Genomic DNA, 26313 nt, shown 5'->3' on the forward strand with positions numbered 1-26313 from the left:
ACCTCACCGCGGGCGAGCGACTCGACCCGTTCGCGTCCGTGGCGGAGGGCCTTGCGGGCCTCCTCGGACAGGGTGACGTGGGCGCCGTGGCGTGCGACGTCGAGGACCTGGGCCGGGGTGAGCGGAGCACCGCCGACGATGACGGAGGGAACTGCTGTGGACATGTCTCCCATTTGACCCCCCGTGATGCCCCTGGTGAAGGGCTGACACGAGGGTTCCGTCTGAGATACCAGACTTATGGGGACGCGTGTGTGCTGGGCCCGCCCGGCTAACGGATCACCCGCACCTCGCACCGCAGCCCCGGCGCGGAGGCCAGACGAACGTCACCCGTGACGAGGGCGCAGTCCAACGCCTCCGCCACGGCGACGTAGGCCGCGTCATACGCGGTGAGACTGGAGCGGAGCTCCCAGATCCTGTCCGCCACACCTCCGGCGGGTTCCACATGCGCGATCGCCTGCAAGCCGTAGAGCTTGCGTGCCGCTTCAGCATCGCCAACCGACACCTTCCTTCCGAGCATCAGCCCACGCAGGGGATTGAGGAACTCCACCCGCTGGTGATTGGGGGCGTACCACTCGCTGTCAGCGCCCAGGACACGTCGCGCCATGGTCGTGGAACGCCCCGGCGCCCCGAGGTAGAGATCGATCAGTACGGAGGTGTCGACAACGATCACACGGCACCGCTCTCACCAGGAGCATCCGACGGCCCGTCGCCACGGGCGGCCCGCACCGCCATGACGATCTCGTCCATGCTCAGGTTGGCCCCCGGAAGGGGGGTCTGCTCGACGATCTCCCGGTTGCGGACGAAACGCGCTTCGCGTTCCAGCAGAGCCGACAGGTAGGCCTGAAGCGACTGACCCGAGCACCTGGCCTCAGCGGTCAGGGTCTCTCTGACCTCGTCTGGAACGTCCTTGATGTCAGCTTCTCAGCCGTGAACGACCGAGCGTGCAGTCGGACCACCCCGCTGGGTGCGAGGGAGCCCACCGCGCCTGACCCAACGACCCCGTTCAAGGAGTGTCGGGTGGGACGTGTGACGTCCGCCCCGCACCCCACACAACAGCACCCCGTGAGGAGATGTTGCGGGAAGCGTTCCGGTCCGCGTGTGCAACGACACAGCAGCTCCGGCAGATGAAGGTAGCTTGATCGACCCGGTTCCTGGGGTCCACGTGGTTACACTCCGCGCAGGTCTGCGAGGTGTGGGCGGGGTCGACGAACACCACCGGCACACCCGCGCGGCGGGCCTTGTAGATGATGAACTGCCCGAGTTGGTGGAAGGACCAGGAATGCAGCGTGACCCGTTGGGGCCTGCGTTGCCGTACCCTCCGCCGGATACCCGTGAGGTCTTCCAGGGCGATCCCGCGCGAGGTGCGTTCAGCCGCGGCCACGATGCGTTTGGAGATCTGGTGGTTGGTGTCCTTGGCGTGCCGCGCCTCTTTGCGGCGGCGCTTTTTGAGTAGGCGCTTGGCGGACCGGGTGCCCTTGGACTGCAACTTCTGGCGCAGCCGTTGTTGTCGACGGCGGTACCGGTTGATCTTGCGTCCGGCCATGACCTGGCCGTCGCTGGTGGTGGCGATGTTGACGATCCCCGGATCCACCCCGAGAAACCCCTCGGGTTCGATCTCGGGGGCGTCGGGCACCTCGACGGTGACGGCCAGGAACCAGACGCCGTCGCGGCGCAGCAGGTCGGCCTCGCCGCGCTTGTGCCCGGCCAGTGCCTTGATCTGGTCGGGGGAGCCGGTGAACGGTACGTCCTTCAACCGGCCCTGGAAGGTCCACAGCGAGATCGTCCGGACATCCGGGGCGAAGGACAGGTTGCGTTGGTCGTAGGGGTGCCCGGAGTCCGGGCGGAAGGTGATGGGTGTGGACTCGATCCGCTCCCGGCGGGCCGAACCCTTCTTCCCGTAGTTGCCGTTGTTCAGGTTGGAGCGACGGGTGCGGTAGGCGTCACACACACGCTTGATCACGTGCTGGGCCGCCTGTGAGCCTACTCCGGCCGCACGCAGCTGCTGGTAGGTGTGTTGGCGCAGGTCGTAGTTGCGGAACACGCCCTGTTCGTGAGCCACCTGGCTACCCAGGTGGCGTGGGTGTTGAGATCGCGCAGGGTCGAGGCCAGCACCGCCGCCTGCTCGGGCGACGGCGTGAGTTTGACCTGCACGACGATCTTCGACACGCCCACCATCATGTAGCAGACCAGTGACAGACAGCAGCAACACCAGTTCAATATGTCCCACATCACCAGTGGAGCGATGCGGTTCGCACGCCGATTCCTCCCGGGGCTGAAGCCCAGGAGCTCCTCGCCAAAGCAAGGCTGAATAGCTCCATGGCGCCAACCTGACCTCCTTACCCAAGAAGAATCGCGGAACTGGCGCCAGAGGGGAGCTCTCATGGATTCTCAGGGGCAGCGTGTCAGGAGAGACAATCAGGACATGACCCTCGTACCGGCGGCCACCCGCGCACTGCGGCTGCTGCGCTTCCTGGCGACCCGCCCGGGGCCGGTTTCGGCCTCGGCGATCGCCGCCGAGCTCGGTGTTCCCCGCTCCAGCGTGTACCAGCTGCTGGAGGCCATGGCGGAGGAGGGCTTCGTGACCCACCTTCCCGAGGAACGCCGGTGGGGGCTGGGGGTGGCGGCCTTCGAGATCGGCTCGGCCTACCTGCGCCACGACGGCGTCGAGCGCCTGGCCCGCCCGCTGCTGCACCAGCTCACCGAGGCCACCGGCGCCACCGCCCACCTGGGCATCCTGCACGGGGCCGACACCCTGTACCTGCTCAAGGAACAGCCGCCGCACGCCCCGACCCTGATCACCGGGGTGGGGGTGCGCCTGCCCGCGCACCTGACCGCGTCGGGTCGGGCCATGATGGCCCGGCTGCCGCGCGCCCAGGTGCGCGCCCTGTACCCGGACGCGGCGGCCTTCACCAGCCGCACCGGGCACGGACCGGCCACGCCCGGGGAGCTGCGCCGGGTACTGGCCGAGGAGCGACGCCAGGGCTGGTCCATCGAGAACGGGCAGGTCACCGAGGGCTTCGTGTCGGTGGCGGCGGCGGCCTCGGACCACAACGGCCGACCGACGGCGGCGATCAGCCTGACCGTGCCCAGCGCGCGGCCGGTCACCCCGCGGGCCCTGGCCGGGCGGGTGCGCGACGCCGCGGCCGAACTGACCCGGCGGCTGGGCGGCCACGCATCACCGTAGCGGCGGGGTCCGCTCCACGAGGGAGGGCAGCGGAGCCGTACGCTCCACCATCCTCAGGATCTGCTCCTTGAGGTCCTCGGGAACCTGCACGTAGAACTGCGTGGGCGCGTCCACCGCCTCCAGTCCGAGGCTGTCCGCGGTCTCGGCCCACGAGGGCAGTTCGTCGTCGGTGCGGTGGGTGTCCAGCACGAACTCGACGAAGTAGGTGAGTTTGCGCCCTCCGGTGTGCACCTCACGGATGCGCCGGATCTCCGGCCAGGCGATGAACGTCCCCTCGCCGGGGAACCACCACTTGCGCTCCTGGAGGACCGTGATCCCGTCGCTGTCGGCGCTGATGCCCTGCCGGGTGATGCGCTGCGGCAGTCCGCGCATCACGACCACGTTGCTCCCCGGGCCGACGAAGAGCATCACCAGGCCCGCGAAGGCCCACAGGGCCACCGAACCGACCGTGCTCTCCTCCCGCAGCACGTGCCAGAGCATCGACCCGAAGACCACCAGGAAGCCCACGGTCAGGATGGCGGAGAAGTAGGCCACGGCCATCCACATCCGCGTGTTCGGACCACGCAGACTGACGTATCTGCGCAGGTGCGAAACGCTGCCGGGCGTTCGGGACAGGTCCGAGGGAACGCCTTGGGGTACGGCGTGGGCGTCCGGTGGTTCGGGGGAGGAGGCCATGTCCCCATTCTCCCCACTTCCCGGGGTGCTCCGTGCGCCGTGCGCGCGGGGCGGACGCGAACCGAAGCGGAGGCGGCCGGGGCCGGAGGGCACTAGAGTCCGCTCCATGAGACCGAACACGAACGAGTACGACACCGAGCTTCGGGTGAACGGCGAGGTCATCGTCCTGGACGGCATGTCCTACCAGGGCCGCACCGTGCTGCCGGAGGGCCCGGACAGGTTCGCCTGTCTGGAGCGCTGGGCCAAGGGGGTGGCCGAGACGGTGGGGGAACCGGTGACCTGGCGTGCCACGGAGAACGGCCGACTGGCCGGACGCGGAACGGTGCAGCCGGGTCCCGGCGCTCAGAACCGCCGGGCGCTCTGAGCCCCGCACTTGGCGCACTGGAACTTGCGGTCGTCGCCGAGAATCCAGTCGTGGTCCCCGCCGGTGGGGCACGTAGACATCGACATCATCTCCTCACACGGGCTGCTGCGTGGCGCTCACTGTATTTCTCACCAACCACACCAGTCCCGAGAATGAGAAGTTCGTTTCAGCATTCATGTTTGCCCGCCTACCCGCCCCTGACCAGCCCGGGTCCCCGGGCGGGGGCGAGGGACCTCTCCTCACGCCGACGAGGAAGCGGGCCCGCACACACGTGGGGCCCGTCGCGTGATCGCGACGGGCCCCACGGAAAGCCTGAGGGGGAGCCTGGGGGCTAGTTCTGCGCGGCCTTCATGTGGGCCTCCACGGCGGCGCGGTCGGCACGCAGCTTGGCCAGGGCCTCGTCGAGGATGAGTTTGCCCTCCTCCTCGCTGCGGCGCTCCTTCACGTACGCCAGGTGGGTCTTGTACGGCTCGGTGCGCGGCGGCGACGGGGGGTTCGCCTTGTCCTTGCCCGCGGGGAAACCGCAGCGCGGGCAGTCCCACTCGTCGGGGACCAGCGCCTCGCTCGCGAAGCTGGGCACGACCTCGTGCAGGTTCGCGCAGTAGAACGGAACCCGGACGCGGGGGGCGGCCTCGCCCCGCTCCGCCTCGCCCATGGGGCCGGCTCCGACACGGCTGCCACGGATGGCACTGCCACTACCCACGAAAAACTCCTTCGGCGAACTCGCTCACCGGTTCTCGGGCGAGCTGGACTGTGGACGGGGTACGTCCCGCGGGTCGCGGGCTACATTCCCCGGTTGATCAGCAGGCCGAGGACGACGATGGCGAGGATCCACACGACCCCGACACCGACGGTCATCCGGTCGAGGTTGCGCTCGACCACGGACGAGCCGCCGAGCGAGGACGTGACGCCGCCGCCGAACATGTCGGAGAGACCACCGCCCTTGCCCTTGTGCAGGAACACCAGGAAGACCAGCAGCACGCTGAGAAGCATCACGAAGATGGACAGACCGAGGATCACACGCTCACCCGTAACTCGACCCCGAAGCGGGGGGATGGACACCTCGATCCCCATTTCCCGTCCGCGCCAGCGATGACGTCGGGCCGGGGCGGATACCGGGGAAGGAGGAGACCGGGGACAATTTCGGATTTTACCGTGCCCATGGCGGCACGGGCGGGGAAACCGCGAGGCACGGAGAACCCCATAGCGAAGTGTAGCCCGACAGGACGACCCGTCGGGCACCCCGCCCGTCACCATCGGGCATCGAAGCGTGACGGGCGGGGCCCTTCCGGCGCCTACTGGTCGCCGAACCGGATGATCTTGGTGAACTCGTCGGCCTTGAGGCAGGCACCGCCGACCAGGGCGCCGTCGACGTCCTCCTTGGCCATGATGCCGGGGGCGTTGTCTCCCTTGACCGAACCGCCGTAGAGGACGCGCACCGCGCCCGAGACCTCCGACGAGTACAGCTCGGTCAGGCGCTCGCGGATGGCCGAGCACACCTCCTGGGCGTCCTCGGGGGTGGCGACCTCACCGGTGCCGATGGCCCACACGGGCTCGTAGGCGATGACGATCCGCTCGGCCTGCTCGGCCGGGATCTCCTTGAGGGCGCCGTCCAGCTGGGCCAGGACGTGCTCGACCTGCTGGCCCGCCTTGCGGACCTCCAGGCCCTCGCCGACGCACAGGAGCGGCACGATGTCGTTCTTGAAGGCGGCCTTGACCTTGGCGTTGACCAGGGCGTCGTCCTCCTGGTGGTACTCGCGGCGCTCGGAGTGGCCCACCAGCACGTAGGAGCAGTCCAGCTTGGCCAGCATGGCGCCGGAGACCTCGCCGGTGTAGGCGCCCTTGTCGTGGGCGGAGATGTCCTGGGCGCCGTAGCCGATCCGGAGCTTGTCGCCGTCGACCAGCGTCTGGACGCTGCGCAGGTCGGTGAACGGCGGCAGGACGACGACCTCGGCGTTCTCGTAGTCCTTGTCGTTCAGCGCGAACGCCAGCTTCTGGACGAGCGCGATGGCCTCCAGGTGGTTGTTGTTCATCTTCCAGTTGCCCGCGATGAGCGGCAGGCGCTGGGCCATGTCGGTACTTCCTTACACGATGTGCTGATGGTTCGGGGGAACGACGGGAGGCGGGCCCCGGGGCGGGTTCCGCCTACCTGAGGGCGTCGATACCGGGCAGGTCCTTGCCCTCCAGGTACTCCAGGCTGGCACCGCCGCCGGTCGAGATGTGGCCGAAGGCCGACTCGTCGAAGCCGAGCGCGCGCACGGCCGCGGCGGAGTCGCCGCCGCCGACCACCGTGAAGGCGCCGGAGTCGATCAGGGCCTTCGCCAGCGCGCGGGTGCCGCCCGCGTAGGGCTCCATCTCGAACACGCCCATCGGGCCGTTCCAGAACACGGTCCTGGTGTCGGCCAGCTTCTCGGCGAAGAGCGCCTGACTGCGCGGACCGATGTCCAGACCCATCCGGTCGGCCGGGATGGCGTCGACGTCGGCCACGTCGTGCGCGGCGTCGGCGGCGAACTTCTCGGCGGCCACCACGTCCACCGGCAGGACGATCTCCACGCCCTCGCGCTTCGCGCGCTCCAGGTAGCCCCTGACGGTGTCGAGCTGGTCGGTCTCCAGCAGGCTGGAGCCGACCTCGTAGCCCTGGGCCTTGAGGAAGGTGAAGACCATACCGCCGCCGATGAGCAGGCGGTCCGCGGTGCCCAGGAGGTTGTCGATGACACCGAGCTTGTCGGAGACCTTGGAACCGCCCAGGACCACGGCGTAGGGGCGCTGGGGGTCGCTGGTGAGCTTCCTGAGCACCTCGACCTCGGTCAGCACCAGGCCGCCGACGGCGTGCGGCAGCTTGCCGGGCAGGTCGTAGACGCTGGCGTGCTTGCGGTGCACGGCGCCGAAGGCGTCGCCCACGTACAGGTCGGCGAGCTGGGCGAAGCGGTCGGCCAGCTCTCCGCGCTCGGCGTCGTCCTTGCTGGTCTCACCGGGCTCGAAGCGCACGTTCTCCAGCAGCGCCACCTGGCCGTCCGTGAGGGCCTCGGAGGTGGCGCGGGCCGACTCGCCCGCGGTGTCGGTGGCGAAGGCCACCTCGGTACCGAGCAGTTCGCCCAGGCGGGCGGCCACGGGACGCAGGGAGTAGCGGGGCTCGGGAGCGCCCTTGGGGCGCCCCAGGTGGGCGGCGACGATGACGCGGGCGCCGCGCTCGCGGAGCGCGGAGATGGTCGGCACGGCCGCGCGGATGCGCCCGTCGTCGGTGATCCGGTCGCCGTCCAGGGGCACGTTCAGGTCGGCTCGGACGAACACGCGCTTGCCGGAGACGTCGAGGTCGTCGATCGTCCGCATGCTGGTCTCCTCTTGGAATGTGGGGTTGGGCGGTCCCGGGCGGTGGAACCGGGAGGGGCGCGCACGACGGCACCCCTCCGCGCGCACTGCGGGCGAAGGGGTGCCGTCTCACGCGCCGCTGGCCATGAGGACCGTGGACGCTACAGGCCGGTGCCGACCAGCTTGGCCAGGTCGACCAGGCGGTTGGAGTAGCCCCACTCGTTGTCGTACCAGCCGACGATCTTGACCTGGTTGCCGAAGGCCATGGTCAGGCTGGAGTCGAAGGTGCACGAGGGCGAGGTGCCGACGATGTCGGAGGAGACGATCGGGTCCTCGGTGTAGACGAGCACGTCCTTGAGCGGCCCCTCGGCGGCGGCCTTGAACGCGGCGTTGACCTCGTCCTTGGTGACCTCGCGCTCCAGGGTGACGACCAGGTCGGTCACGGAGCCGTCCGGCACGGGCACGCGCATGGCCATGCCGTCCAGCTTGCCCTGGAGCTCGGGGATGACCAGGGCGGTGGCCTTGGCGGCACCGGTGGTGGTCGGGATGATGTTCTGCGCGGCGGCGCGGGCGCGGCGCAGGTCCTTGTGCGGGAAGTCCAGGATGACCTGGTCGTTGGTGTAGGCGTGCACCGTGGTCATCAGGCCCTGCTGGATGCCGAAGCTGTCCATGAGGACCTTCGCCATGGGCGCCACGCAGTTGGTGGTGCAGGAGGCGTTGGAGAGGACGTGGTGGTTGGCCGCGTCGTACTTGTCGTCGTTGACGCCCATGACGACGGTCAGGTCCTCGCCCTTGGCCGGGGCGGAGATGATGACCTTCTTGGCGCCCGCCTCGATGTGCTTCTTGGCGTCCTCGGCCTTGGTGAAGATGCCGGTGGACTCGATGACGACGTCCACGTTCAGGTCCGACCAGGGCAGCTGGGCGGGGTCGCGCTGGGCCAGCACCTTGATGCTCTTGTCGCCCACCCGGATGAAGTCGTCGCCGACCTCGACGTCACCCTCGAGGGTGCCGAGCACGGTGTCGTACTTGAGCAGGTGCGCGAGCGTCTTGGTGTCGGTGAGGTCGTTGACCGCGACGATTTCGATGTCGCTGCCACCAGCGGCGACCGCGCGCCAGAAATTGCGGCCGATCCGACCGAAGCCGTTGACGCCTACACGGATGGTCACGGAACCAGTCTCCTCATATATCGCACATCATTTCCACCCGGGCATTACCCCCGCCCCGAACACCGTGTTCCGGGGTGGACCGGACGGTTGCCGTGAGCAGGGTCAACGCACACCGGGTGTTCACGAAGAGCCTAGCGGAGCACCGGCGGGGAGCCGTTGCTGGGCCACGGCCGGGCGCCCCGGACCCTTGCGGATTCGCGACCATCCTGGCACTGCGAGCCGGAGAGGTCTATACCATTTTCCGAAGTTATCCACGAGTTTGCGCAGTTAACAAAGCCGAACATCGGTGTTACGGCGGAGTCCGGCCCCGCACGGCGCGGCGCCCCGGTTCAGGGAACCAGCATGTCGGGGGTGAGGTTGGCCTCGGTGCCCTCGATGCCCAGGTCGCTCGCGCGCTTGTCGGCCATCGCCAGCAGCCTGCGGATACGCCCGGCGATGGCGTCCTTGGTCAGCGGCGGGACGGACAGCTGACCCAGCTCCTCCAGCGACGCCTGCTTGTGCGCCAGGCGCAGCTGGCCCGCGGCCACCAGGTGCTTGGGCGCGTCCTCGCCCAGGATCTCCAGGGCCCGCTCCACGCGGGCGCCCGCGGCCACCGCCGCCCGCGCACTGCGCCGCAGGTTCGCGTCGTCGAAGTTGGCCAGGCGGTTGGCGGTCGCGCGCACCTCACGGCGCATGCGCCGTTCCTCCCACGCCAGCACACTCTGGTGCGCGCCCAACAGGGTCAACAGCGCACCGATGGAGTCGCCGTCGCGCACCACCACCCGGTCCACACCGCGCACCTCGCGCGCCTTGGCGTGCACCTTCAGGCGGCGCGCCGCACCCACCAGGGCCAGCGCGGCCTCCGGACCGGGGCAGGTCACCTCCAGCGACATCGAACGGCCGGGCTCGGTCAGGGAGCCGTGCGCGATGAACGCGCCCCGCCACGCCGACTCGGCGTCGCAGGCCCCGCCCGCGACCACGTGCCGGGGCAGACCGCGCACCGGACGACCGTTGTTGTCCACCAGTCCCGTCTGCCGGGCCAGGGACTCGCCGTCCTTGATCACCCGCACCACGTACCGGTTGCCCTTGCGCAGGCCGCTCGGGGAGAGCACGACCACCTCGGACTCGTGGCCGAAGACCTCGGAGATGTCCTTGCGCAGACGGCGCGCGGCGGCGCCCGTGTCGAGTTCGGCCTCGATCACGATCCGCCCGCCCACCAGGTGCAGGCCACCGGTGAACCGCAGGATGGTGGACACCTCCGCCTTGCGGCAGCATGGCTTGAGAATGGCCAGACGGCTCAACTCATCCTTCACCACGCCGGTCATCGCCATCGCTGAGGTCCTCCCCGTCAAACAGCCCGACCCGGCACCGCGCGCCCGGTACCGGCATGCACCCCGCCGCGGACGCGCCACGAGCGGCTTTCTTCGAGGCAGACTACGTCACGGGGCGCTCACTGCCGACCCCCGCACGGCGTGTCGCCCATCCGCCGCGCGGGCGAACGACGCCCCTGTGGGCCTTCGTACCGATGTGTGGCCAATCGCCCCCGAGCTGCGAGGACAACGCCTGACGCGGGCGGTCGCGCAGAACGGCGGCGTGTTCGTGCGCGGTGTCACCGGCGGCCTACGGCCGGGTACGGTCCCTCGCGCGGCCTCCCCCGCCCGGGACACGTCCTCGGGTGACTGTTCGGCCACACCGCGCGGCCACGGCCGGTCCACCAGGGAACGCCGCGGGTCCCCTCAGGTGTCCAGGATCCGTTCCAGTGCCGCGGCGAGCCGGTCGGGGTCGTGGCGCGGTGTGCCGTCGTCACGGGACAGGTACGCCAGTTCCAGGCACCCGCCCAGCTCACCGACCACCTTGGTCAGGGGTTCGACCTCCTCCACGGTCCCCCGGTCGGCGAGCACCACGTCCACTCCCAGCCCGGGTGCGTGTTCGCGCAGCACCTCCAGGTAGGTCTCGGGACGGAAGTCGTCGGTCTCCCCCCGCTGCGGGGACAGGTTCAGCGTCACCACGCGCCGGGCACGGGTGGTGACCAGGGCGTGCGCCAACTCCGGGACCAGCAGGTGCGGCAGCACACTGGTGAACCACGATCCGGGTCCGAACACCACCCAGTCGGCCTCTCGCACCGCCTTGACCGCCTGCGGGCTGGCGGGAGGGGACTCCGGGATCAGGGAGATGGAGCGCACCTTGCCGTTGGTACTGGCGCACGCCACCTGGCCGCGCACCGTGGTCAGCACCTCGGGCCGCTCCGGGTCGATCCCCGCCACCTCCGCGGCGATGTCCAGCGGTACCGACGACATCGGCAGCACCCGGCCGTGCGCGCCCAGGAGCTGGCCCACCCAGTCCAGACCCGCCACGGAGTCGCCGAGCAGCTCCCACAGGGCCACGATCAACAGGTTGCCGACCGCGTGGCCGTGCAGGTCGCCCTCGGAACGGAACCGGTGCTGGATCACCTGGCTCCAGGTGTGCCCCCACTCGTCGTCGCCGCACAGCGCGGCCAGCGCCATGCGCAGGTCCCCGGGGGGCAGCACGCCCAGCTCCTCGCGGAGCCGACCGCTGGAACCGCCGTCGTCGGCCACCGTGACGATGGCCGTCACGTCGGTGGTCACCCTGCGCAGGGCCGACAGGGAGGCGTGCAGTCCGTGCCCGCCCCCCAACGCGACCACCCGCGGCGGGCGCCGCCCGTCCCCGTCGGGTGCTGTGCTGTTCGCCATGGCTGTGGTCTGCCCCTCGTCCCATGTCCACCGGACGAATCGGACGGTACCACCGAGAACGGTGCACCGTGGGCAGGACGGCGGGCGGGCCGCCTCCCCGTCACTCGCGTCCGACGTCCCGGTGGACCACGTGCACGTCCACACCCTGGCCGCGCAGGCGGTCGGCGAACTGCTCGGCCATGGCCACGCTACGGTGCTTGCCCCCCGTGCACCCCACCGCGAGGGTCATGTAGTGCTTGCCCTCGCGCTGGTAGCCGTCGATGGTCAGCTTGAGGACCTCGGCGTAGGTCTCCAGCATCTCCTTGGCCCCGTCCTGGGCCAGGACGTAGTCGCGCACCGCGTCGTCGCGGCCGTTCATCGGCCGCAGCTCGGGCACCCAGTGGGGGTTGGGCAGGAAGCGGCAGTCCAGCACCAGGTCGGCGTCCACCGGCAGGCCGTGCTTGAACCCGAAGGAGACCACGTTGGCACGGGGACGCGCCTCGTCGCTCTCCCCGAAGAAGCCGATCACCCGGGCCTTGAGCTGGTGCACGTTGAGCTGGGAGGTGTCGATGACCAGGTCGGCCTCGCCGCGCACCGCGCGCAGGGTCTCGCGCTCGCGGTCGATGCCGTCGGTCAGACGGCCGTCTCCCTGGAGGGGATGGGGCCTGCGCACCCCCTCGAAGCGGCGGACGAGGGCCTCGTCGCTGGCCTCCAGGTAGAGCACGCGCGCGGTGATGTCACGCTTGCGCAGCTCCTCCACCGTGGACAGCAGGTCCTCGGTGAAGGCCAGCGAACGCACGTCGACGACCACCGCCACCCGCGGCACCGCTCCGTGCGTGCGCCCGGCCAGTTCGATCATGGTCGGCAGCAGCCCGGGTGGAAGGTTGTCCACCACGAACCAGTCCAGGTCCTCCAGGGCCCTGGCCGCCGTACTGCGTCCCGCGCCGGACATGCCGGTCACGATGACCACCTCGGGCGGCAACTCCCCACCCAGTTCGACCGTCATGCGTCTCCTCCCCCGTCAGTGGTGTGCTGTGCTGGTACCCCGTCGCCCTCCCCGGCCTGTCCGGCGGCACCGCCGGACAGGTGCGCGTGCACGGCCTCGGCCAGTTTGGGGCCGATACCGGGCACCGTGGCGATCTCCTCGGCCGTGGCCGCGGCCAGTCGTCTCACCGAACCGAACTCCTTGATCAGGGCCGCCCTGCGCGAAGGCCCGAGTCCGGGCAGCTCGTCCAGGCTGCTGCCGGTGAGCGCCTTGGCGCGCTTGTGTCGGTGGTACTGGATGGCGAAGCGGTGGGCCTCGTCGCGGACCCGTTGGAACAGGTAGAGCCCCTCCCCCGTGCGGGGCAGGATCACCGGGTCCTCGTCACCGGGCAACCACACCTCCTCCAGGCGCTTGGCCAGGCCGCACACGGCGACGTCCTCGATACCGAGCTCGTCCAGGGCGCGGCGCGCCGCCTCGGCCTGGGGACGGGCACCGTCCACCACCACCAGGTTAGGCGGATAGGCGAACCTGCCGGGTGACGGCTCGTCGTCGGTCTGGTGACCACCGTGGTCACCCGTCTCCCCCATCCGGGCGACCTCGCCGCTCCTGGCGTTCTCCTCCAGGTAGCGGCGGAAGCGGCGGTGGACGACCTCGTACATGGCCGCGACGTCGTGCTGTTCCCGGCCGCCCTCACCGCTGCCCCGGATGGAGAAGCGGCGGTACTCGGACTTGCGGGCCAGACCGTCCTCGAAGACGACCATGGACGCCACCACGTGCTCGCCCTGGAGGTTGGAGATGTCGAAGCACTCGATGCGCAGCGGCGCCTCGGCCAGGTCCAGGGCCTCCTGGATCTCCTGGAGGGCGCGGCTGCGGGTGCTCAGGTCCCCGGCGCGGTGGGTCTTGTGGCGCGCCAGCGCCTCACGGGCGTTCTTGTCGACCGTCTCCATGAGGGACTTCTTGTCGCCCCGCTGGGGCACCCGCAGGTCCACGGCCGACCCGCGGTGCTCCGACAACCAGGCGGCCATGGCCGCGGAGTCGGCGGGCTCGTGGGAGACCAGGACCTCGCGGGGAACGGCGGTGCCGGTGCCCGCGCTCTCGTCCTCCCCCTCGGCCGGACCGTAGAGCTGCCCCAGGAAGGTACTCATCAGCTCGGCCGGACCACCGCCGTCGACCTTGTCCACCACGTAGCCGCGCCGGCCGCGGATGCGCCCGCCGCGCACGTGGAAGATCTGGACGGCCGCCTCCAGCTGGTCGTCGACCATGGCGATGACGTCGCAGTCGGTGGAGTCGGGCAGGACCACGGCCTGCTTCTCCAGTGCGGCGCGCAGGGCCTCGATGTCGTCGCGGACGCGGGCGGCCCGCTCGTACTCCATCTCCTGGGCGGCCTCCCGCATGCGCCCCTCCAGTTCGCGGATGAACCGTCCGGTGTCACCCGCCAGGAAGGAGCAGAAGTCCTCGGCCAGGGCCCGGTGGTCCTCCGGTGAGGCCTTGCCGACGCAGGGGGCCACGCACTTGCCGATGTAGCCGAGCAGGCAGGGGCGTCCGCTGTTGCGGGCGTCGCGGAACACACCCGGAGAACAGGTGCGCACGGGGAAGACCCGCAGCAGCAGGTCCACGGTCTCGCGGATGGCCCAGGCGTGCGAGTAGGGGCCGAAGTAGCGCACCCCCCTGCGCTTGGCGCCGCGCATGACCTGCACCCGGGGGAACTCCTCGTTCAGGGTGACCGCCAGGTAGGGGTAGCTCTTGTCGTCCCGGTACTTGACGTTGAACCGGGGGTCGTACTGCTTGATCCAGGAGTACTCCAGCTGGAGGGCCTCCACCTCGGTGCCCACGATCGTCCAGTCGACGTCGGCGGCGGTGGAGACCATCTGCTGGGTGCGCGGGTGCAGTCCGGCGAAGTCGCGGAAGTAGGAGGACAGCCGGGACCGCAGGTTCTTGGCCTTGCCCACGTAGATGACGCGGCCCGACGCGTCCCGGAACCGGTAGACGCCCGGGTCGGTGGGGATGGATCCGGGCGCGGGACGCAGGTGAGGAGTCGCAGCCATACCCCCATTGTGGTAGGGGGTGCGGACATCCGGCCAACCGAGCCCCGCACACCCCGAGGGTGTCGCACCTCACACCCGGTGAACCCTCCCTCCACCAGCACACCGTTTCCACAGCCCTGCCCACGCCCGCGCTCCCTCCCTCCGCAAGATAAACGTCACGATTAGGTATCCCTATGCTCTAAGTTGGGCGGGTACACAGGAACATCGGAACTTCCCGATATCGACGACAAGGGAGGCCCTTGCCGTGGACCTTCGGCAATGGATCGCGATCGGCGTCGCCGTCACCGTCGCGCTACTGCTGGTCTTCGCCGTGCGCTGGGTGCTCAAGCACAAGCTGAACAGGGTCTGGCGGGTGTCCCGGTACGTGGTCGCGCGTACGGCCCTCACCAGCTACGGCGCCGCCGGAGTGCTCGGCGCGAACCTGGCACTGCCCAGCTCCGACGACGTGGACTGGGGCACGTACCAGGTCATCGACCACGCCATGAGCATCCTCATGATCGCGACGCTGACGGGTCTGGGCATCAGCCTGGCCTACGCCGTCACGGACATGGTCCTGGCGCGCCTGTCGGTGGCCAACGGCGATGCCGACCGCAAGGCCAGGCGCATCCAGACCCAGGTCCGGCTCCTGCGTCGGGTGATCACCTCGGTCATCGTGACCCTGGCGGTCGCCGCCATCCTGTTCACCTTCGACGAGGTTCGCGCACTCGGCGCCGGGCTGCTGGCCTCCGCGGGCATCATCGGCATCGTCGCCGGTGTGGCCGCCCAGTCCACGCTGGCCAACCTCTTCGCCGGTCTCCAGCTGGCCTTCAGCGACGCCCTGCGCATCGGCGACGTGGTCGTGGTCGAGGGCGAGTGGGGCCGCGTCGAGGAACTCAGCCTGGTCAACGTCACCATCAAGATCTGGGACGAGCGCCGCCTCGTGGTCCCGGTGGCCAACTTCACCACGACCAGCTTCGAGAACTGGACCAAGCAGGGCACGGCGATCACCGCCAAGGTGGTGTTCCCGCTGGACTGGGAGGTGCCGATCAAGGAGTTGCGCGAGGAGACCGGGCGTCTGATCACCGCCAGCGACCACTGGGACGGACGCAGCTGGTCCTGCCAGGTCGTGGACATCGCCCCCACCGGCGAGGTGCTGGTGCGGGTCGTGGCCACCGCCGCCGACACCGGCCACCAGTGGGACATCGCCTGCGAGATCCGCGAACACCTCATCACCTGGCTGGCCGAGAACTACCCCGAGTCCCTGCCGCGCCACCGCGCCCAGTTCGTGGACTCCGACGACGAGGACGCCTACGCCTCCCAGTTCCCCGACTCGGCGTTCCGGCACGAGCCGAGCGGCGTCAGCGGCCCTCCCGGGGGCGACCCCGGCGAGGCCTGAGCCGGACCTGGACCGTGCACACGACGGCGCCCGGAGCGATGCGCTCCGGGCGCCGTGTCGTGTCTCGGGGAGGGCGGAGTTCCTCCGGGGCCTCCGGGGAGGACCGGTCCGGACTCCGGCGTGGCCCTCCGGTCCTGGCGACGGCGTGGTGACGAGGCGCTTCCGCCCCGCTGGCGGGCCGCAGGGTCCTCAGGAGAGCGGCCAGTTGCGTAGGGCGGCGTCGGCCGTCTCCTGGAGTTCGTCGCGGCTGACACCGCTCGCGGCCTGCACGGCGATACCGAACGCCAGGGTGGTGACGTAGCGGGCCAGTAGTCCCGGATCGGTCCGCGGGGGCAGGTCGCCGTCGTCGACGGCTCGCTGGAACCGCTCTCGTACGCGGGAGCAGCCGTCGTTACGCCAGGCGACGAGAAGGTCACGGGCTCCACGCCCGGAGTCACTGGCGGTCAGGGCGCCCTGGACGCCCAGGCACCCGTGGGGGTGGGCCGGGCGTGTGGTGGTGCGGACGGTACCGGACAGGATCGCGGTGGCGACGCCGAGAGCGGTCGGCTCCTCCAGGGCCCGGACCAGGTACGCGCTCGGGCCCTCGGTGTAGCGCTCCAGGGCCTTGCGGAACAGCTCCTCCTTGTTGCCGAAGGCCGCGTACATGCTGGTCGTGGAGATGCCCATCGCGTCGGTCAGGTTGGCCAGGCTGGCCCCCTCGTAGCCGTGCTCCCAGAACACCAGCATGGCGCGTTCGAGAGCCTCATCGGTGTCGAATCCCCGCGGTCGGCCGATCGGGCCCCTCTGCTTGGTCCTCATCCCCCCACCCTACCCCTTCTGTACCGTTCGCTACAGAAGTGCTATCGTCGACTTCTGCATCGACCGATACAGAAATCGAGAGGGTTGTTCACGTGGGACTACTTGAGGGCAGGACCGCTCTGGTCACCGGCGGCGGCACCGGCATCGGCCTGGCGAGTGCCGTACGACTGGCGGCCGAGGGCGCGCACGTGTTCATCACCGGGCGGCGCGAGACCGAACTCGACGCGGCCGCCGAAGTGATCGGTCCAGCGGCCACCCCGGTGGTCAGCGACATCTCGAACCTGGCTGACCTGGACCGCCTCTACGAGACGATCCGCGACCGGGGACACGGCCTGGACGTCCTGTTCGCGAACGCCTCCGTCGCCGAGTTCGCGCCACTCGCGCAGATCACCGAAGAGCACTTCGACGCCCTCTTCGACATCAACGTCCGGGGCACGCTGTTCACCGTTCAGAAGGCACTGCCGCTGTTCAACGACGGCGCCTCGGTGATCCTGAACGGCTCCACCAACGCGGACGTCGGCGCGGAGGCGTTCGGCGTGTACGCGGCGACCAAGGCCGCCACCCGATCGTTCTCCCGGACCTGGGCCAACGAACTCAGGGAACGCGGCATCCGGGTCAACACCATCTCCCCCGGCCCGACCGACACCCCCGGTCTGTCGGGGCTCGCGCCCGCCCAGGAACAGGTCACCGGCTTCAAGCGGCAACTGGCGACGAACGTGCCGCTGGGCCGGCTCGGACGCCCGGAGGAGATCGCGGCCGCCGTGGCCTTCCTCGCCTCCGAGCAGAGCAGCTTCGTCACCGGATCGAACCTGTACGTCGACGGCGGCCTGAACCAGATCTGAGTTCCGTGGCCGTACGCACGACGAGGACGGCGGCGCCCACCCGGCCGGACTCGCTCGGACCGGCCGGGGCGAGCGAAGACCAGGGCCACAGCAGCGCGAAGGCGGCCCGGTGACAGCGCCGACCGTGGACGGGCACGACGTCGTCGTCGCCGACACATCCCGGGGTGGGTCCGTCCGGGGGCGGGCCCGGTTCGCGTCCGGGCCCGCCAGGAAGCGCGGCCCCCGTGCCCGGGCGTGGGGGTGTTGGCGAGGAGTACGCCACCGCACTCGCACGAGGGGCTACGACCGCGGCACCCCGCCGTTCCGCCCCGGCCCCTCCGGAACCCCGTGGGCGCCCGGGCCGCTCACTCCCCGCGTCCTCAGGAGGCGGGCCCGTCCAGGATGATGTCGGTGCCGTCGACGGTGACGGTGAACTCCTCCAACGGCTCCTGCGCCGGTCCGGCCAGCGGCTCCCCCGTGGAGGTGTCGAACTCGCTGCCGTGGCACAGGCAGCGGATGACCTCGTCCACCTCCTGGACCGTGCACCCCGCGTGCGTGCACGAGGCGGCGAACGCCAGGTACTCACCCTCCTGCGGCTGGGTGACGACCAGCTTGCTGTCGCTGAAGACCGCCCCGGCCCCCACGGGGACGTCGGTGGTCTGCCCGACCACCTGGCCGTACCGGACCTCCTGGGGCTTGGGCTCCTCACCGGCACAGGCACTCGCGGCGGTGACGGCCGCGGCCGCTCCCNGAGCAGTCGGCGCCTGCTCATGCCGCACCCACACGTCCTCTTACCGGCCACGACGAAACGCTCCCTCACCTGCGCCGAAATATCCACTACACAATGTAGTAGGCATGGTGGGGTGCCCCGTTCGCGGGGTGGTCCGGAAAACCCCGTCCCACGGCGGACACGGGGGCGGGCCCCGGACGACCGGGACCCGCCGGCCGCTACAGCACCTTGGCCAGGAACCGCCCGGTGTAGGACTCGGCCACCGCGGCGACCTCCTCCGGGGTTCCCTGCGCGACCACGGTGCCGCCGCCGGAGCCGCCCTCCGGCCCCATGTCGATGACGTGGTCGGCGGTCTTGATGACGTCGAGGTTGTGCTCGATGACGATCACCGTGTTGCCGCTGTCGGTCAGCCGGTCGAGCACGCCCAGCAGCTTGCGGATGTCCTCGAAGTGCAGACCGGTCGTGGGCTCGTCCAGCACGTACACCGTCCGCCCCGTGGAGCGGCGCTGCAACTCGGAGGCGAGCTTGACCCGCTGCGCCTCGCCGCCGGAGAGCGTGGTGGCGGGCTGCCCCAGCCGTACGTAGCCCAGGCCGACGTCCTCCAGGGTCTGGAGGTGGCGACGGATGGCGTTGATCGGCTCGAAGAACTCCAGGGCCTCCGAGATCGGCATGTCGAGCACCTCGGAGATGTTCTTGCCCTTGTAGCGGACCTGGAGGGTCTCCCGGTTGTACCGGGCGCCGTGGCACACCTCGCAGGGCACGTAGACGTCGGGCAGGAACTGCATCTCGATCCTGAGCGTGCCGTCACCGGAGCAGGCCTCGCAGCGGCCCCCCTTGACGTTGAAGGAGAACCGGCCCGGCTGGTATCCGCGGGTCTTGGCGTCGGTGGTCTGCGCGAACAGCTTGCGGACGTGGTCGAAGACCCCGGAGTAGGTGGCCGGGTTGGAGCGCGGGGTCCGCCCGATGGGGCTCTGGTCCACGTGCACGACCTTGTCGACCTTGTTCGTGCCGTTGACCCGCAGGTGGCGTCCGGGCACGTCGCGCGCCCCGTTGAGCTCCTTGGCCAGCGCCTTGTACAGGATCTCGTTGACCAGGGTGGACTTGCCCGAGCCGGACACGCCGGTGACCGCGGTGAACACGCCCAGGGGGAAGGTGACGTCGATCCCCTCCAGGTTGTTCTCCCGGGCGCCCCGGACCACCAGTTCGTGCCCCCGGGAGAGGGGACGGCGGGTGGCGGGCACCGCGATGGCGCGCCGTCCGGCCAGGTAGTCACCGGTCAGCGACTCCGGCGAGGTGAGCAGCTCGTCCACGATCCCCGAGACCACGACGTGCCCGCCGTGCTCGCCCGCGCCGGGGCCGATGTCGACCACCCAGTCGGCGGCGCGGATGGTGTCCTCGTCGTGCTCGACGACGATGAGCGTGTTGCCGATGTCGCGCAACCGCTGGAGGGTCTCCAACAGGCGGGCGTTGTCGCGCTGGTGCAGGCCGATGGAGGGCTCGTCCAGCACGTAGAGCACGCCCACCAGACCGGAACCGATCTGGGTGGCCAGACGGATGCGCTGGGCCTCGCCGCCCGAGAGCGACCCGGAGGAGCGGGCCAGACTCAGGTAGTCCAGGCCCACGTCGAGCAGGAAGCCCATCCGGGCGTTGATCTCCTTGAGCACCTGGGCGGCGATGACCGCGTCGCGCTCGGAGAGGGTGAGGTCGGCGAGGAAGGCCGCGCTCTCACTGAGCGGCATCCGGGCGACGTCGGCGATGGAGCGACCGCCCACGGTCACGGCCAGCACCACCGGCTTGAGGCGGGTGCCCTCACAGGAGGGGCAGGGCACCGTGCGCATGTACCCCTCCAGCCGTTCGCGCCCGTAGTCGCTCTCGGTCTCGGAGTGGCGGCGCCGGACCCAGGGGATGACGCCCTCGAACTCGGTGTAGTAGGAGCGGTGGCGCCCGTACCTGTTGCGGTAGCTGACGTGGACCTGGGTGTCGTGCCCCTCCAGCAGTGCCTTGCGGGCGCGGCGCGGCAGCCTCTCCCAGGGGGTGTCCAGGTCGAAGCCCACGGCCTCCCCCACGGCCTTGAGGATGCGCTCCCAGTAGCCGCTGTTGGGGCCGCCCGACCAGGGCCCGATGGCGCCCTCGGCCAGGGTCCGCTCCGGGTCGGGGACCAGCAGCTCGGGGTCGACCTCCATGCGGGTGCCCAGGCCCGAGCAGTCGGGGCAGGCGCCGTAGGGGGCGTTGAAGGAGAAGGAGCGCGGTTCGAGCTGTTCGAAGGACAGGTCGTCGTAGGGGCAGTACAGGTGCTCGGAGAAGACCTTCTCGCGCTCGGGGTCGCCCGGCTCGACGTCCACGAAGTCCAGGACGATGGTGCCGCCCGCCAGTTTCAGGGCGGTCTCGACGGAGTCGGTGAGACGCCCGCGCGAGGCGGGTTTGACGGCGAGCCGGTCCACGACCACGGCGATGTCGTGCTTGTCGTAGCGGCCCAGCTTGGGCGCCTCGTCCAGGCGCACGGCCCGCCCGTCCACGACCGCGCGGGTGAAGCCCTTGGACTGGAGGTCCTTGAAGAGTTCGACGTACTCGCCCTTGCGTCCGCGCACGACGGGGGCGAGCACCTGGAAGCGGGTGCCCTCCTCCATCTCCAGGACCCGGTCGACGATCTGCTGGGGGCTCTGCCGGGCGATCTCGCGGTGGCACTCGGGGCAGTGCGGGACGCCGATGCGCGCCCACAGCAGGCGCAGGTAGTCGTAGACCTCGGTGATGGTGCCGACGGTCGAACGGGGGTTGCGGCTGGTGGACTTCTGGTCGATGGACACCGCCGGGGACAGGCCCTCGATGAAGTCCACGTCGGGCTTGTCCATCTGCCCCAGGAACTGGCGGGCGTAGGCCGACAGGGACTCGACGTAGCGGCGTTGCCCCTCGGCGAAGACCGTGTCGAAGGCCAGCGACGACTTGCCCGAGCCGGACAGGCCGGTGAACACGATCATGGAGTCGCGTGGCAGGTCCAGGGAGACGTCCTTGAGGTTGTGCTCCCGCGCTCCCCGGACTACCAGTTGTTCGACCATCGAGTGAGACATCCTTCGGCTTTGACGCACAGGACGTGGACCCCGTCGCGTGACGTCGGTTGATCCGTGTGGAACTTCGCGGTGCGGCGGTCGAGGAGCCGCCGGAGGCCACCTGGGCTCCGGGGCGGGCCGCTGGAGGATGGGCCGGGCCGCGCGTCCCCCGCCCGTCCAGACTAACGACCGCCGACGACGGTTTCTTCCACCTCACGAAAGAGGTGGCACCCCGGCGCCGGAGCGCCGAGGTGCCACCACTATAGACGAACGACTGTTCGATTTTGGCCGTTCCGAGGAACGTCCCGGAAGGAGCGGTTCGACCCGACCGGGATCAGGAGCGGTTCTCCGAGGGGTCCCTCTCCTTCTCCAGCTCCGGCTTCTTCCGCTCCTCGGACCTGGACTTGATCAGGCTGCCGACGATGGTGATCGCCATGATGCCGATGATGACGGTCAGCGACAGGCCGATACCGACCTCGGGCACGTGCACGCCGTTCTCGTGCAGGGCGTGCAGGATCATCTTCGCGCCGATGAAGACCATGATCGCCGACAGGCCCCAGCTGATGTAGGCCAGGCGGTCCATCAGGCCCGCCAGGAGGAAGTACAGCTGACGCAGCCCCAGCAGGGCGAAGGCGTTGGCGGTGAAGACGATGTAGGCGTCCTGGGTCAGGCCGAAGATGGCCGGGATCGAGTCGACGGCGAAGACCAGGTCGATCATGCCGATCGCCACGATGACCAGCAGCATCGGCGTGACGTGACGCCTGCCGTCGAGCTTCACGGTGAGCTTGGAACCGTGGTAGTCGTCGGTCACCGGCCAGAAACGTCTGACCATGCGCACCACCGGGGACTGGGTGTAGTCCTTGTCCTCGTCGTCGCCCTTCACGTGGTCGCGGACGATCTTGTACCCGGTGTAGATGAGGAAGGCGCCGAAGAGGTAGAAGACCTCGCTCCAGGCGTTGATCACCTGGGCGCCCAGGACGATGAAGATACCGCGCATGACCAGCGCGATGACGATGCCGACGAGCAGGACCTCGTGCTGGTACTTCTTGGGCACCGCGAAGGAGCTCATCAGAAGGTAGAACACGAAGAGGTTGTCGATGCTCAGGCTCTTCTCGGTGACGAACCCGGCGAAGTACTCGGCACCGGCGCCCCCGCCGCCGAAGTACCAGACACCGAACCCGAACAGGATCGCGATGCCGATGTAGAAGGCCGCCCACCAGGCGGCCTGCTTCATGCCGAACTCCTGGGGGCCCTTGGTCTTACTCCACGGGTGGTCGACGATGATCAGGTCGATCACCAGGATGGCGACCATGGCGCCGATGGTGACGGCCCACAGCCACAACGGAACGTTCACGGGCGAAATCTCCTCCGGTCGGTGCGTGCGGGCGGTGTGCACGCACGTCGAAACGCCGGAGGTCTCTCCCGCTCACGAGACACAGTGAGCCGACGGCACCGGGCGGACCACACTGTCCTCCGTGATGACGATACCGCCGCGACAGGGATACTCCCCTCACGTACCAGGCCAGGATACCGGTTCCACACAGTGGGTGACCCCCCTGTGACGACACGGTTCCCCTGCCCACGATGCCAACGAAGACACCTCGACGGAAGTTCCGCCGAAGGTGGTATTGCCCTCACCATCGGAGTACGGATTTGTAGACCCCCGACGCCGCCTCCACCGCGTCCTCCTCGGTCGGCAGCGCCTTGGCCGCCTCGCGCGAACGCGCCCGCAGGTCCTCGGCCAGCACCGGATCGTCCAGTACCCGGCCCACCGCGGCGGCGAACGCCACCGGATCCCCCGGAGGCACCATCAGCACCGTCCCCGCGTACAGGTCCGGGATCCCGCCGACCCGGGTGGAGACCACCGGCAGCCCCGCCCGCAGCGCCTCCATGATCACCAGGGACGGCCCCTCCCACTGGCTGGTCAGGCAGAACACGTCCGCCGCGGCCAACAGGTCGGCCACGTCCGTACGGTGCCCCAGCATGCGCACGTCCGCGCGCATCTCCGCGGCCGTGTCGTGCAACCGCCCCCACAGGGGCCCGTCACCGGCGATCGCCACCACCGGCTCGGGCCTGCGGTCGGCGATGGCGGGCGCCGCGTCCAACAGCATGTCCAGCCCCTTCTGCTCGGCCAGACGGGCGACGGTCAACAGCAACGGCCGCTCCGGCCGCACCGCCAGGTCGTCCCGGGTGGCCGCACGGCCGTTCAGGGGCGGACCGGTCTCGGGCGCGGCCACCACCGCCAACCGGGCGTCCCCGGCCCCCAGCCCCCGCAACCTGCGCACCAGGTCACCGGACACACCCAGCACCACGTCCGCGCGGTGCGCCACGACCCGCTCCAACACCGGGTAGGCCACCGCCAACGGCCCCCGGACCAGCGGAGGCGCGTTGTGCGCGGTCACCACCAACGGGGAGGCGCCGGCCAGCGCGCACAGGGCTCCGGCCCGCAACCCGTGCGCGTGGACCACGTCCGCCCCCCGCACCAGGGACCGCAACCGCAGCACGGCGCCCGGATCGGTCAGGGAGGGCGCCGCGCCGACACGGACCGGGGAGAACCGCAGCCCCACCGAGGTGAAGCCGAACTCGCGTTCGGCGGAGGCCGGGCCGAGCACCGCGACCCGGTGGCCACGCGCGAGCAGACCCGCGCCCAGCGAGCGCACGTGGCGGCCCACCCCTCCACTACTGGTGCCGATGACCAGCGCGATCCTGGCGTTCAACGCTTCTCCCTCCTGCGTTCGAGTACGCTCCTGGCCCGGTCGGCGACCGCACGCACCGCCGATCGGTCCACCACCGCCGCGACCGCCGCGTAGGCCACCAGCCCCACCGTCCCGGCCGCCGCGGCCACCACCACCGCCTGCCACACGCCGTCGGCGTGCAGGGACACGGCCACCCAGCGCCCCAGGACCCACCCGACCACACCACCCAGGGCCGCGGCCACCACCGAACGCCCCACCCCCGCCAGGGTGTCGCGCCCGTGCGTGCGCACCACCCCGGCGCACAGCAGAGCGGCGGCCAGGGTCAGACCCACCGTTCCGGCCGCACCCAACCCGGCGATCGTCCACCCCCGGGGCAGCACCCCCACCAACGACACCGCGCACACCATCACCACCAGCCACCCCACCACCTGGGCGGTGGCGGCCAGACGCCCGTGGTGCGAGGCGTACAGCGCTCGGCTGAGCAGGGCGACCAGACCGAACCCCACCACCCCGGGGGCGTAGGCGAGCAGGGCGCGCTCCAGCGGCAGGGGATCGAGTCGGGCGAAGACCAGGGCCACCGGGGACGCGGCGGCGGCCAGAGCGGTACCCACCCCCGCGGTGACCACCACGCAGGCACGCGCGCTCCCCGCCACCAGGGAGGCGAACCCCCGGTGGTCGTGCTCGGCGTGCGCCACCACCAGGGCGGTGAACGCGCTGGTCGCGATGGGCACCGCGATCACCCCGTAGGGCAGGGTGAACAGGGCCCAGGCGTAGGTGTGGAGCACGGCCGCGCCCGCGCCGCCGCCCCAGTTGGCCAGGGCCACCGACAGCAGCAGGCACACCTGCATGGCCACCAGCGGCAGCAGGGAGGCCGCCGCCAGGGAGCGCACCCGACGCCCCACCCCGGGCGGGAAGGTCAGACGCGGCCGGGGCCGCACACGCAACCGCCGGGCGGGACCCACCACCGTGAGGAAGAGCGCGGCCGCCCCCGCGGTGGTGCCCAGGGACAGGGTGAGCTCGGCGGACGGCGGCAGTCCCGCCACGTCCTGGCGGTGGTCGGCGCCCAGCGGCACGAAGACCAGGTAGGCGGCGACCACCACGAGGCTGGACACCAACGGGGCCAGGGCCGGGGCCAGGAACCGGCGGTGCGACTGGAGGACTCCGTAGAGCACGGAGGCCAGCCCGTAGAGGACGATCTGGGGCGCGAAGACCACGAGCATGCGAGCGGCGAGCGCGAGCAGGGCGCCCCGGTCGCAACCGGCACCCGCGCCGAGCATGAGCGACATCACCGGAACCGAGACCAGGGCGAGCAACACCGACAGGGGAACCGCCAGCAGCAGCACCCAGGTGACGAGCGCCGAGGCCGTGTGACGCACCTGCTCCCGGTCGCCACATTGGGCCGCGGAGGCCAGGACGGGAACGACCACCGCGGTGAGCGCCCCGCCGATGACGATCTCGAACAGGACGGCGGGCAGCTGGTTGGCGGTCACGTAGGCGGTGCCCAGACAGGTGTCGCCCACGGTCTGGGAGAACACCACGGTACGCCCGAACCCCGCCAGCCTGGCGCCCACGGTGACCACCGCGATGAGCGCCGCCGCCGTGCCTACCCCGCGCGTCACCCCCCGGATGGTACGGGACACCGTGACCGTCTCACTCGCGCCTGCCCCAGCGGTCGAGGCGGCGCAGGGCCGGAACGCGGTCGATGACGCGGGAGAAGCTGACACGTTCGCTGGCCAGGGTCAGGACGGCCACCCCGCCCAACAGTGCGAGGCGCACGGGGCGGGGCGCCCCGGCCACGGCGGCGGCGCCCAGGGCCGCGCCGAGGGCGTTGGCGCCCGCGTCACCGAGCATGGACCGCTCGGCGAGTTCCCCCGGCAGCAGCGCCGCCGAGGCGCCCACGACGGGGCCGACCAGCGGCGCGGCCGGCGATGCCAGCGCGGGGACGGCGGCGATCAGGGCGACCTTGGCCGCGCGTCCGGGGCGCAGGTCGAACAGGTTGAGCAGGTTGGCGCTGGCGGCGATGAGCGCCCCGTCCAGCAGGGTCTCCCACGGGGAGCGGCGCAGGAGCCGGGCGGCGGCGATCCCGGCGGTGCCGATACCCGCCATCTTGACCATGCCGGTGGTGACCCGGCCGCGCGCGAGCGCGCCCAGGTGCCCGCGCAGGCCGCGCGCCTGGGCCGACCCCGCCAGGTCGTCGTGGACGCCGAAGGCGGCGGCCCCCGCCGCGGCCAGCACGCAGGCGGCGCGCACGCGCGGCCCGGGGCCGGGCACGAGCAGGCTGGCCGCACACACGCCGCAGGCCAGTGCGGGTCCCTGGAGGAGGGTCACGTCACGACCGCGGAAGTTGGTGCGCAGCCACGGGTCCACGGCACCCGGTCCGGCGGTGTCGGCCACGTCGCGGGGCTCCTCCTCGGAGGTGGTGGCCACCGGTGGCGCGGCCACTGCCACGGCG

At 70.6% G+C, this 26313-nt stretch carries 21 protein-coding genes and 3 pseudogenes; 4 read left to right on the forward strand and 20 right to left on the reverse strand.

What is annotated here, in order from left to right; translation table 11 throughout:
- The 3 genes and pseudogenes from D455_RS35580 to D455_RS31445 all read right to left on the reverse strand — a co-directional run.
- A pseudogene (locus D455_RS35580) lies at positions 1 to 164 on the reverse strand (histidine ammonia-lyase); the annotation flags it as partial.
- A 104-nt stretch (positions 165 to 268) separates the two neighbouring features.
- The gene (locus D455_RS0122885) at positions 269 to 670 is read right to left on the reverse strand and encodes a type II toxin-antitoxin system VapC family toxin (RefSeq protein WP_017573016.1); all 402 of its coding nucleotides are present in this window, start codon (positions 668 to 670) and stop codon (positions 269 to 271) included.
- A gap of 333 nt (positions 671 to 1003) precedes the next feature.
- Positions 1004 to 2112: pseudogene (locus D455_RS31445) on the reverse strand (RNA-guided endonuclease InsQ/TnpB family protein).
- Between the two features lie 310 nt (positions 2113 to 2422).
- On the opposite strand from D455_RS31445, the gene D455_RS0122895 reads away from it, so the two are divergent.
- The gene (locus tag D455_RS0122895) at positions 2423 to 3184 is read left to right on the forward strand and encodes an IclR family transcriptional regulator (RefSeq protein WP_017573019.1); all 762 of its coding nucleotides are present in this window, start codon (positions 2423 to 2425) and stop codon (positions 3182 to 3184) included.
- Here D455_RS0122895 and D455_RS0122900 read toward each other — a convergent pair.
- Entirely contained in the window at positions 3176 to 3859 is a 684-nt protein-coding gene (locus D455_RS0122900) for a hypothetical protein (RefSeq protein WP_017573020.1), read from the reverse strand. The genes D455_RS0122895 and D455_RS0122900 overlap by 9 nt on opposite strands.
- Positions 3860 to 3965: 106 nt before the next feature.
- Between D455_RS0122900 and D455_RS0122905 the strand changes: the two genes are divergently transcribed.
- Positions 3966 to 4223 carry a hypothetical protein gene (locus D455_RS0122905; protein WP_017573021.1) on the forward strand — a complete coding sequence of 86 codons (258 nt, stop codon included), beginning with the start codon at positions 3966 to 3968 and terminating at the stop codon, positions 4221 to 4223.
- Positions 4224 to 4554: 331 nt separating this feature from the next.
- Here the strand turns inward: D455_RS0122905 and D455_RS0122915 are convergent, their stop codons facing one another.
- From D455_RS0122915 to uvrC, 9 genes are all read right to left on the reverse strand, one after another.
- Positions 4555 to 4926: an RNA polymerase-binding protein RbpA gene (locus tag D455_RS0122915; protein WP_083922390.1), complete on the reverse strand. Its 372-nt coding sequence runs from the start codon at positions 4924 to 4926 to the stop codon at positions 4555 to 4557.
- Between the two features lie 80 nt (positions 4927 to 5006).
- Positions 5007 to 5243 (reverse strand): preprotein translocase subunit SecG, encoded by a 237-nt coding sequence (gene secG, locus D455_RS0122920; protein ID WP_017573024.1) that lies wholly within the window; start codon positions 5241 to 5243, stop codon positions 5007 to 5009.
- Between the two features lie 275 nt (positions 5244 to 5518).
- Positions 5519 to 6295 (reverse strand): triose-phosphate isomerase, encoded by a 777-nt coding sequence (tpiA, locus tag D455_RS0122925; RefSeq protein WP_017573025.1) that lies wholly within the window; start codon positions 6293 to 6295, stop codon positions 5519 to 5521.
- Between the two features lie 73 nt (positions 6296 to 6368).
- Entirely contained in the window at positions 6369 to 7553 is a 1185-nt protein-coding gene (locus D455_RS0122930) for a phosphoglycerate kinase (protein ID WP_017573026.1), read from the reverse strand.
- Between the two features lie 140 nt (positions 7554 to 7693).
- The gene (gene gap / locus D455_RS0122935) at positions 7694 to 8698 is read right to left on the reverse strand and encodes a type I glyceraldehyde-3-phosphate dehydrogenase (protein WP_017573027.1); all 1005 of its coding nucleotides are present in this window, start codon (positions 8696 to 8698) and stop codon (positions 7694 to 7696) included.
- 329 nt (positions 8699 to 9027) lie between these two features.
- Entirely contained in the window at positions 9028 to 10008 is a 981-nt protein-coding gene (gene whiA, locus D455_RS0122940; protein WP_017573028.1) for a DNA-binding protein WhiA, read from the reverse strand.
- A 405-nt stretch (positions 10009 to 10413) separates the two neighbouring features.
- On the reverse strand, positions 10414 to 11388 hold the full coding sequence (locus tag D455_RS0122945) for a gluconeogenesis factor YvcK family protein (protein ID WP_017573029.1): 975 nt from the start codon (positions 11386 to 11388) through the stop codon (positions 10414 to 10416).
- Between the two features lie 100 nt (positions 11389 to 11488).
- Positions 11489 to 12373: an RNase adapter RapZ gene (gene rapZ, locus D455_RS0122950; RefSeq protein WP_017573030.1), complete on the reverse strand. Its 885-nt coding sequence runs from the start codon at positions 12371 to 12373 to the stop codon at positions 11489 to 11491.
- Positions 12370 to 14397 (reverse strand): excinuclease ABC subunit UvrC, encoded by a 2028-nt coding sequence (gene uvrC / locus D455_RS0122955; RefSeq protein ID WP_017573031.1) that lies wholly within the window; start codon positions 14395 to 14397, stop codon positions 12370 to 12372. Before uvrC ends, rapZ begins: the two co-directional genes overlap by 4 nt.
- Before the next feature lie 244 nt (positions 14398 to 14641).
- On the opposite strand from uvrC, the gene D455_RS0122960 reads away from it, so the two are divergent.
- On the forward strand, positions 14642 to 15772 hold the full coding sequence (locus tag D455_RS0122960) for a mechanosensitive ion channel family protein (protein ID WP_017573032.1): 1131 nt from the start codon (positions 14642 to 14644) through the stop codon (positions 15770 to 15772).
- 189 nt (positions 15773 to 15961) lie between these two features.
- Here the strand turns inward: D455_RS0122960 and D455_RS0122965 are convergent, their stop codons facing one another.
- Positions 15962 to 16570: a TetR/AcrR family transcriptional regulator gene (locus tag D455_RS0122965; RefSeq protein WP_017573033.1), complete on the reverse strand. Its 609-nt coding sequence runs from the start codon at positions 16568 to 16570 to the stop codon at positions 15962 to 15964.
- A gap of 92 nt (positions 16571 to 16662) precedes the next feature.
- On the opposite strand from D455_RS0122965, the gene D455_RS0122970 reads away from it, so the two are divergent.
- Positions 16663 to 17412 carry an SDR family oxidoreductase gene (locus D455_RS0122970; protein ID WP_017573034.1) on the forward strand — a complete coding sequence of 250 codons (750 nt, stop codon included), beginning with the start codon at positions 16663 to 16665 and terminating at the stop codon, positions 17410 to 17412.
- Between the two features lie 359 nt (positions 17413 to 17771).
- Here the strand turns inward: D455_RS0122970 and D455_RS31450 are convergent.
- From D455_RS31450 to D455_RS0123000, 6 genes and pseudogenes are all read right to left on the reverse strand, one after another.
- Positions 17772 to 18163: pseudogene (locus D455_RS31450) on the reverse strand (Rieske (2Fe-2S) protein).
- A 176-nt stretch (positions 18164 to 18339) separates the two neighbouring features.
- Positions 18340 to 21174, reverse strand: coding sequence for an excinuclease ABC subunit UvrA (uvrA, locus tag D455_RS0122980; RefSeq protein ID WP_017573036.1), 2835 nt, complete (start codon positions 21172 to 21174; stop codon positions 18340 to 18342).
- A gap of 325 nt (positions 21175 to 21499) precedes the next feature.
- Positions 21500 to 22519, reverse strand: a complete 1020-nt coding sequence (locus D455_RS0122985) for a TerC family protein (protein ID WP_017573037.1) — start codon at positions 22517 to 22519, stop codon at positions 21500 to 21502.
- Positions 22520 to 22799: 280 nt separating this feature from the next.
- Complete coding sequence (locus tag D455_RS0122990; RefSeq protein WP_017573038.1) at positions 22800 to 23882, reverse strand: glycosyltransferase family 4 protein; 1083 nt, start codon at positions 23880 to 23882, stop codon at positions 22800 to 22802.
- Positions 23879 to 25501: a murein biosynthesis integral membrane protein MurJ gene (gene murJ / locus D455_RS0122995; protein ID WP_017573039.1), complete on the reverse strand. Its 1623-nt coding sequence runs from the start codon at positions 25499 to 25501 to the stop codon at positions 23879 to 23881. Before murJ ends, D455_RS0122990 begins: the two co-directional genes overlap by 4 nt.
- A gap of 10 nt (positions 25502 to 25511) precedes the next feature.
- Positions 25512 to 26309 carry a hypothetical protein gene (locus D455_RS0123000; protein ID WP_241480339.1) on the reverse strand — a complete coding sequence of 266 codons (798 nt, stop codon included), beginning with the start codon at positions 26307 to 26309 and terminating at the stop codon, positions 25512 to 25514.
- Positions 26310 to 26313: the final 4 nt, after the last annotated feature.

Origin of the sequence: Nocardiopsis halotolerans DSM 44410, assembly GCF_000341065.1 — a bacterium.
GTDB lineage: Bacteria > Actinomycetota > Actinomycetes > Streptosporangiales > Streptosporangiaceae > Nocardiopsis > Nocardiopsis halotolerans.

What these genes read in the sequence shown, in the direction of transcription:
- D455_RS0122895 (WP_017573019.1), top strand. Translation starts at nt 2,423, where the DNA reads ATGACCCTCGTACCGGCGGCCACCCGCGCACTGCGGCTGCTGCGCTTC.
- D455_RS0122900 (WP_017573020.1), bottom strand. Translation starts at nt 3,859, where the DNA reads ATGGCCTCCTCCCCCGAACCACCGGACGCCCACGCCGTACCCCAAGGC.
- D455_RS0122905 (WP_017573021.1), top strand. Translation starts at nt 3,966, where the DNA reads ATGAGACCGAACACGAACGAGTACGACACCGAGCTTCGGGTGAACGGC.
- tpiA (WP_017573025.1), bottom strand. Translation starts at nt 6,295, where the DNA reads ATGGCCCAGCGCCTGCCGCTCATCGCGGGCAACTGGAAGATGAACAAC.
- D455_RS0122930 (WP_017573026.1), bottom strand. Translation starts at nt 7,553, where the DNA reads ATGCGGACGATCGACGACCTCGACGTCTCCGGCAAGCGCGTGTTCGTC.
- whiA (WP_017573028.1), bottom strand. Translation starts at nt 10,008, where the DNA reads ATGGCGATGACCGGCGTGGTGAAGGATGAGTTGAGCCGTCTGGCCATT.
- D455_RS0122945 (WP_017573029.1), bottom strand. Translation starts at nt 11,388, where the DNA reads ATGGCGAACAGCACAGCACCCGACGGGGACGGGCGGCGCCCGCCGCGG.
- rapZ (WP_017573030.1), bottom strand. Translation starts at nt 12,373, where the DNA reads ATGACGGTCGAACTGGGTGGGGAGTTGCCGCCCGAGGTGGTCATCGTG.
- uvrC (WP_017573031.1), bottom strand. Translation starts at nt 14,397, where the DNA reads ATGGCTGCGACTCCTCACCTGCGTCCCGCGCCCGGATCCATCCCCACC.
- D455_RS0122965 (WP_017573033.1), bottom strand. Translation starts at nt 16,570, where the DNA reads ATGAGGACCAAGCAGAGGGGCCCGATCGGCCGACCGCGGGGATTCGAC.
- uvrA (WP_017573036.1), bottom strand. Translation starts at nt 21,174, where the DNA reads ATGGTCGAACAACTGGTAGTCCGGGGAGCGCGGGAGCACAACCTCAAG.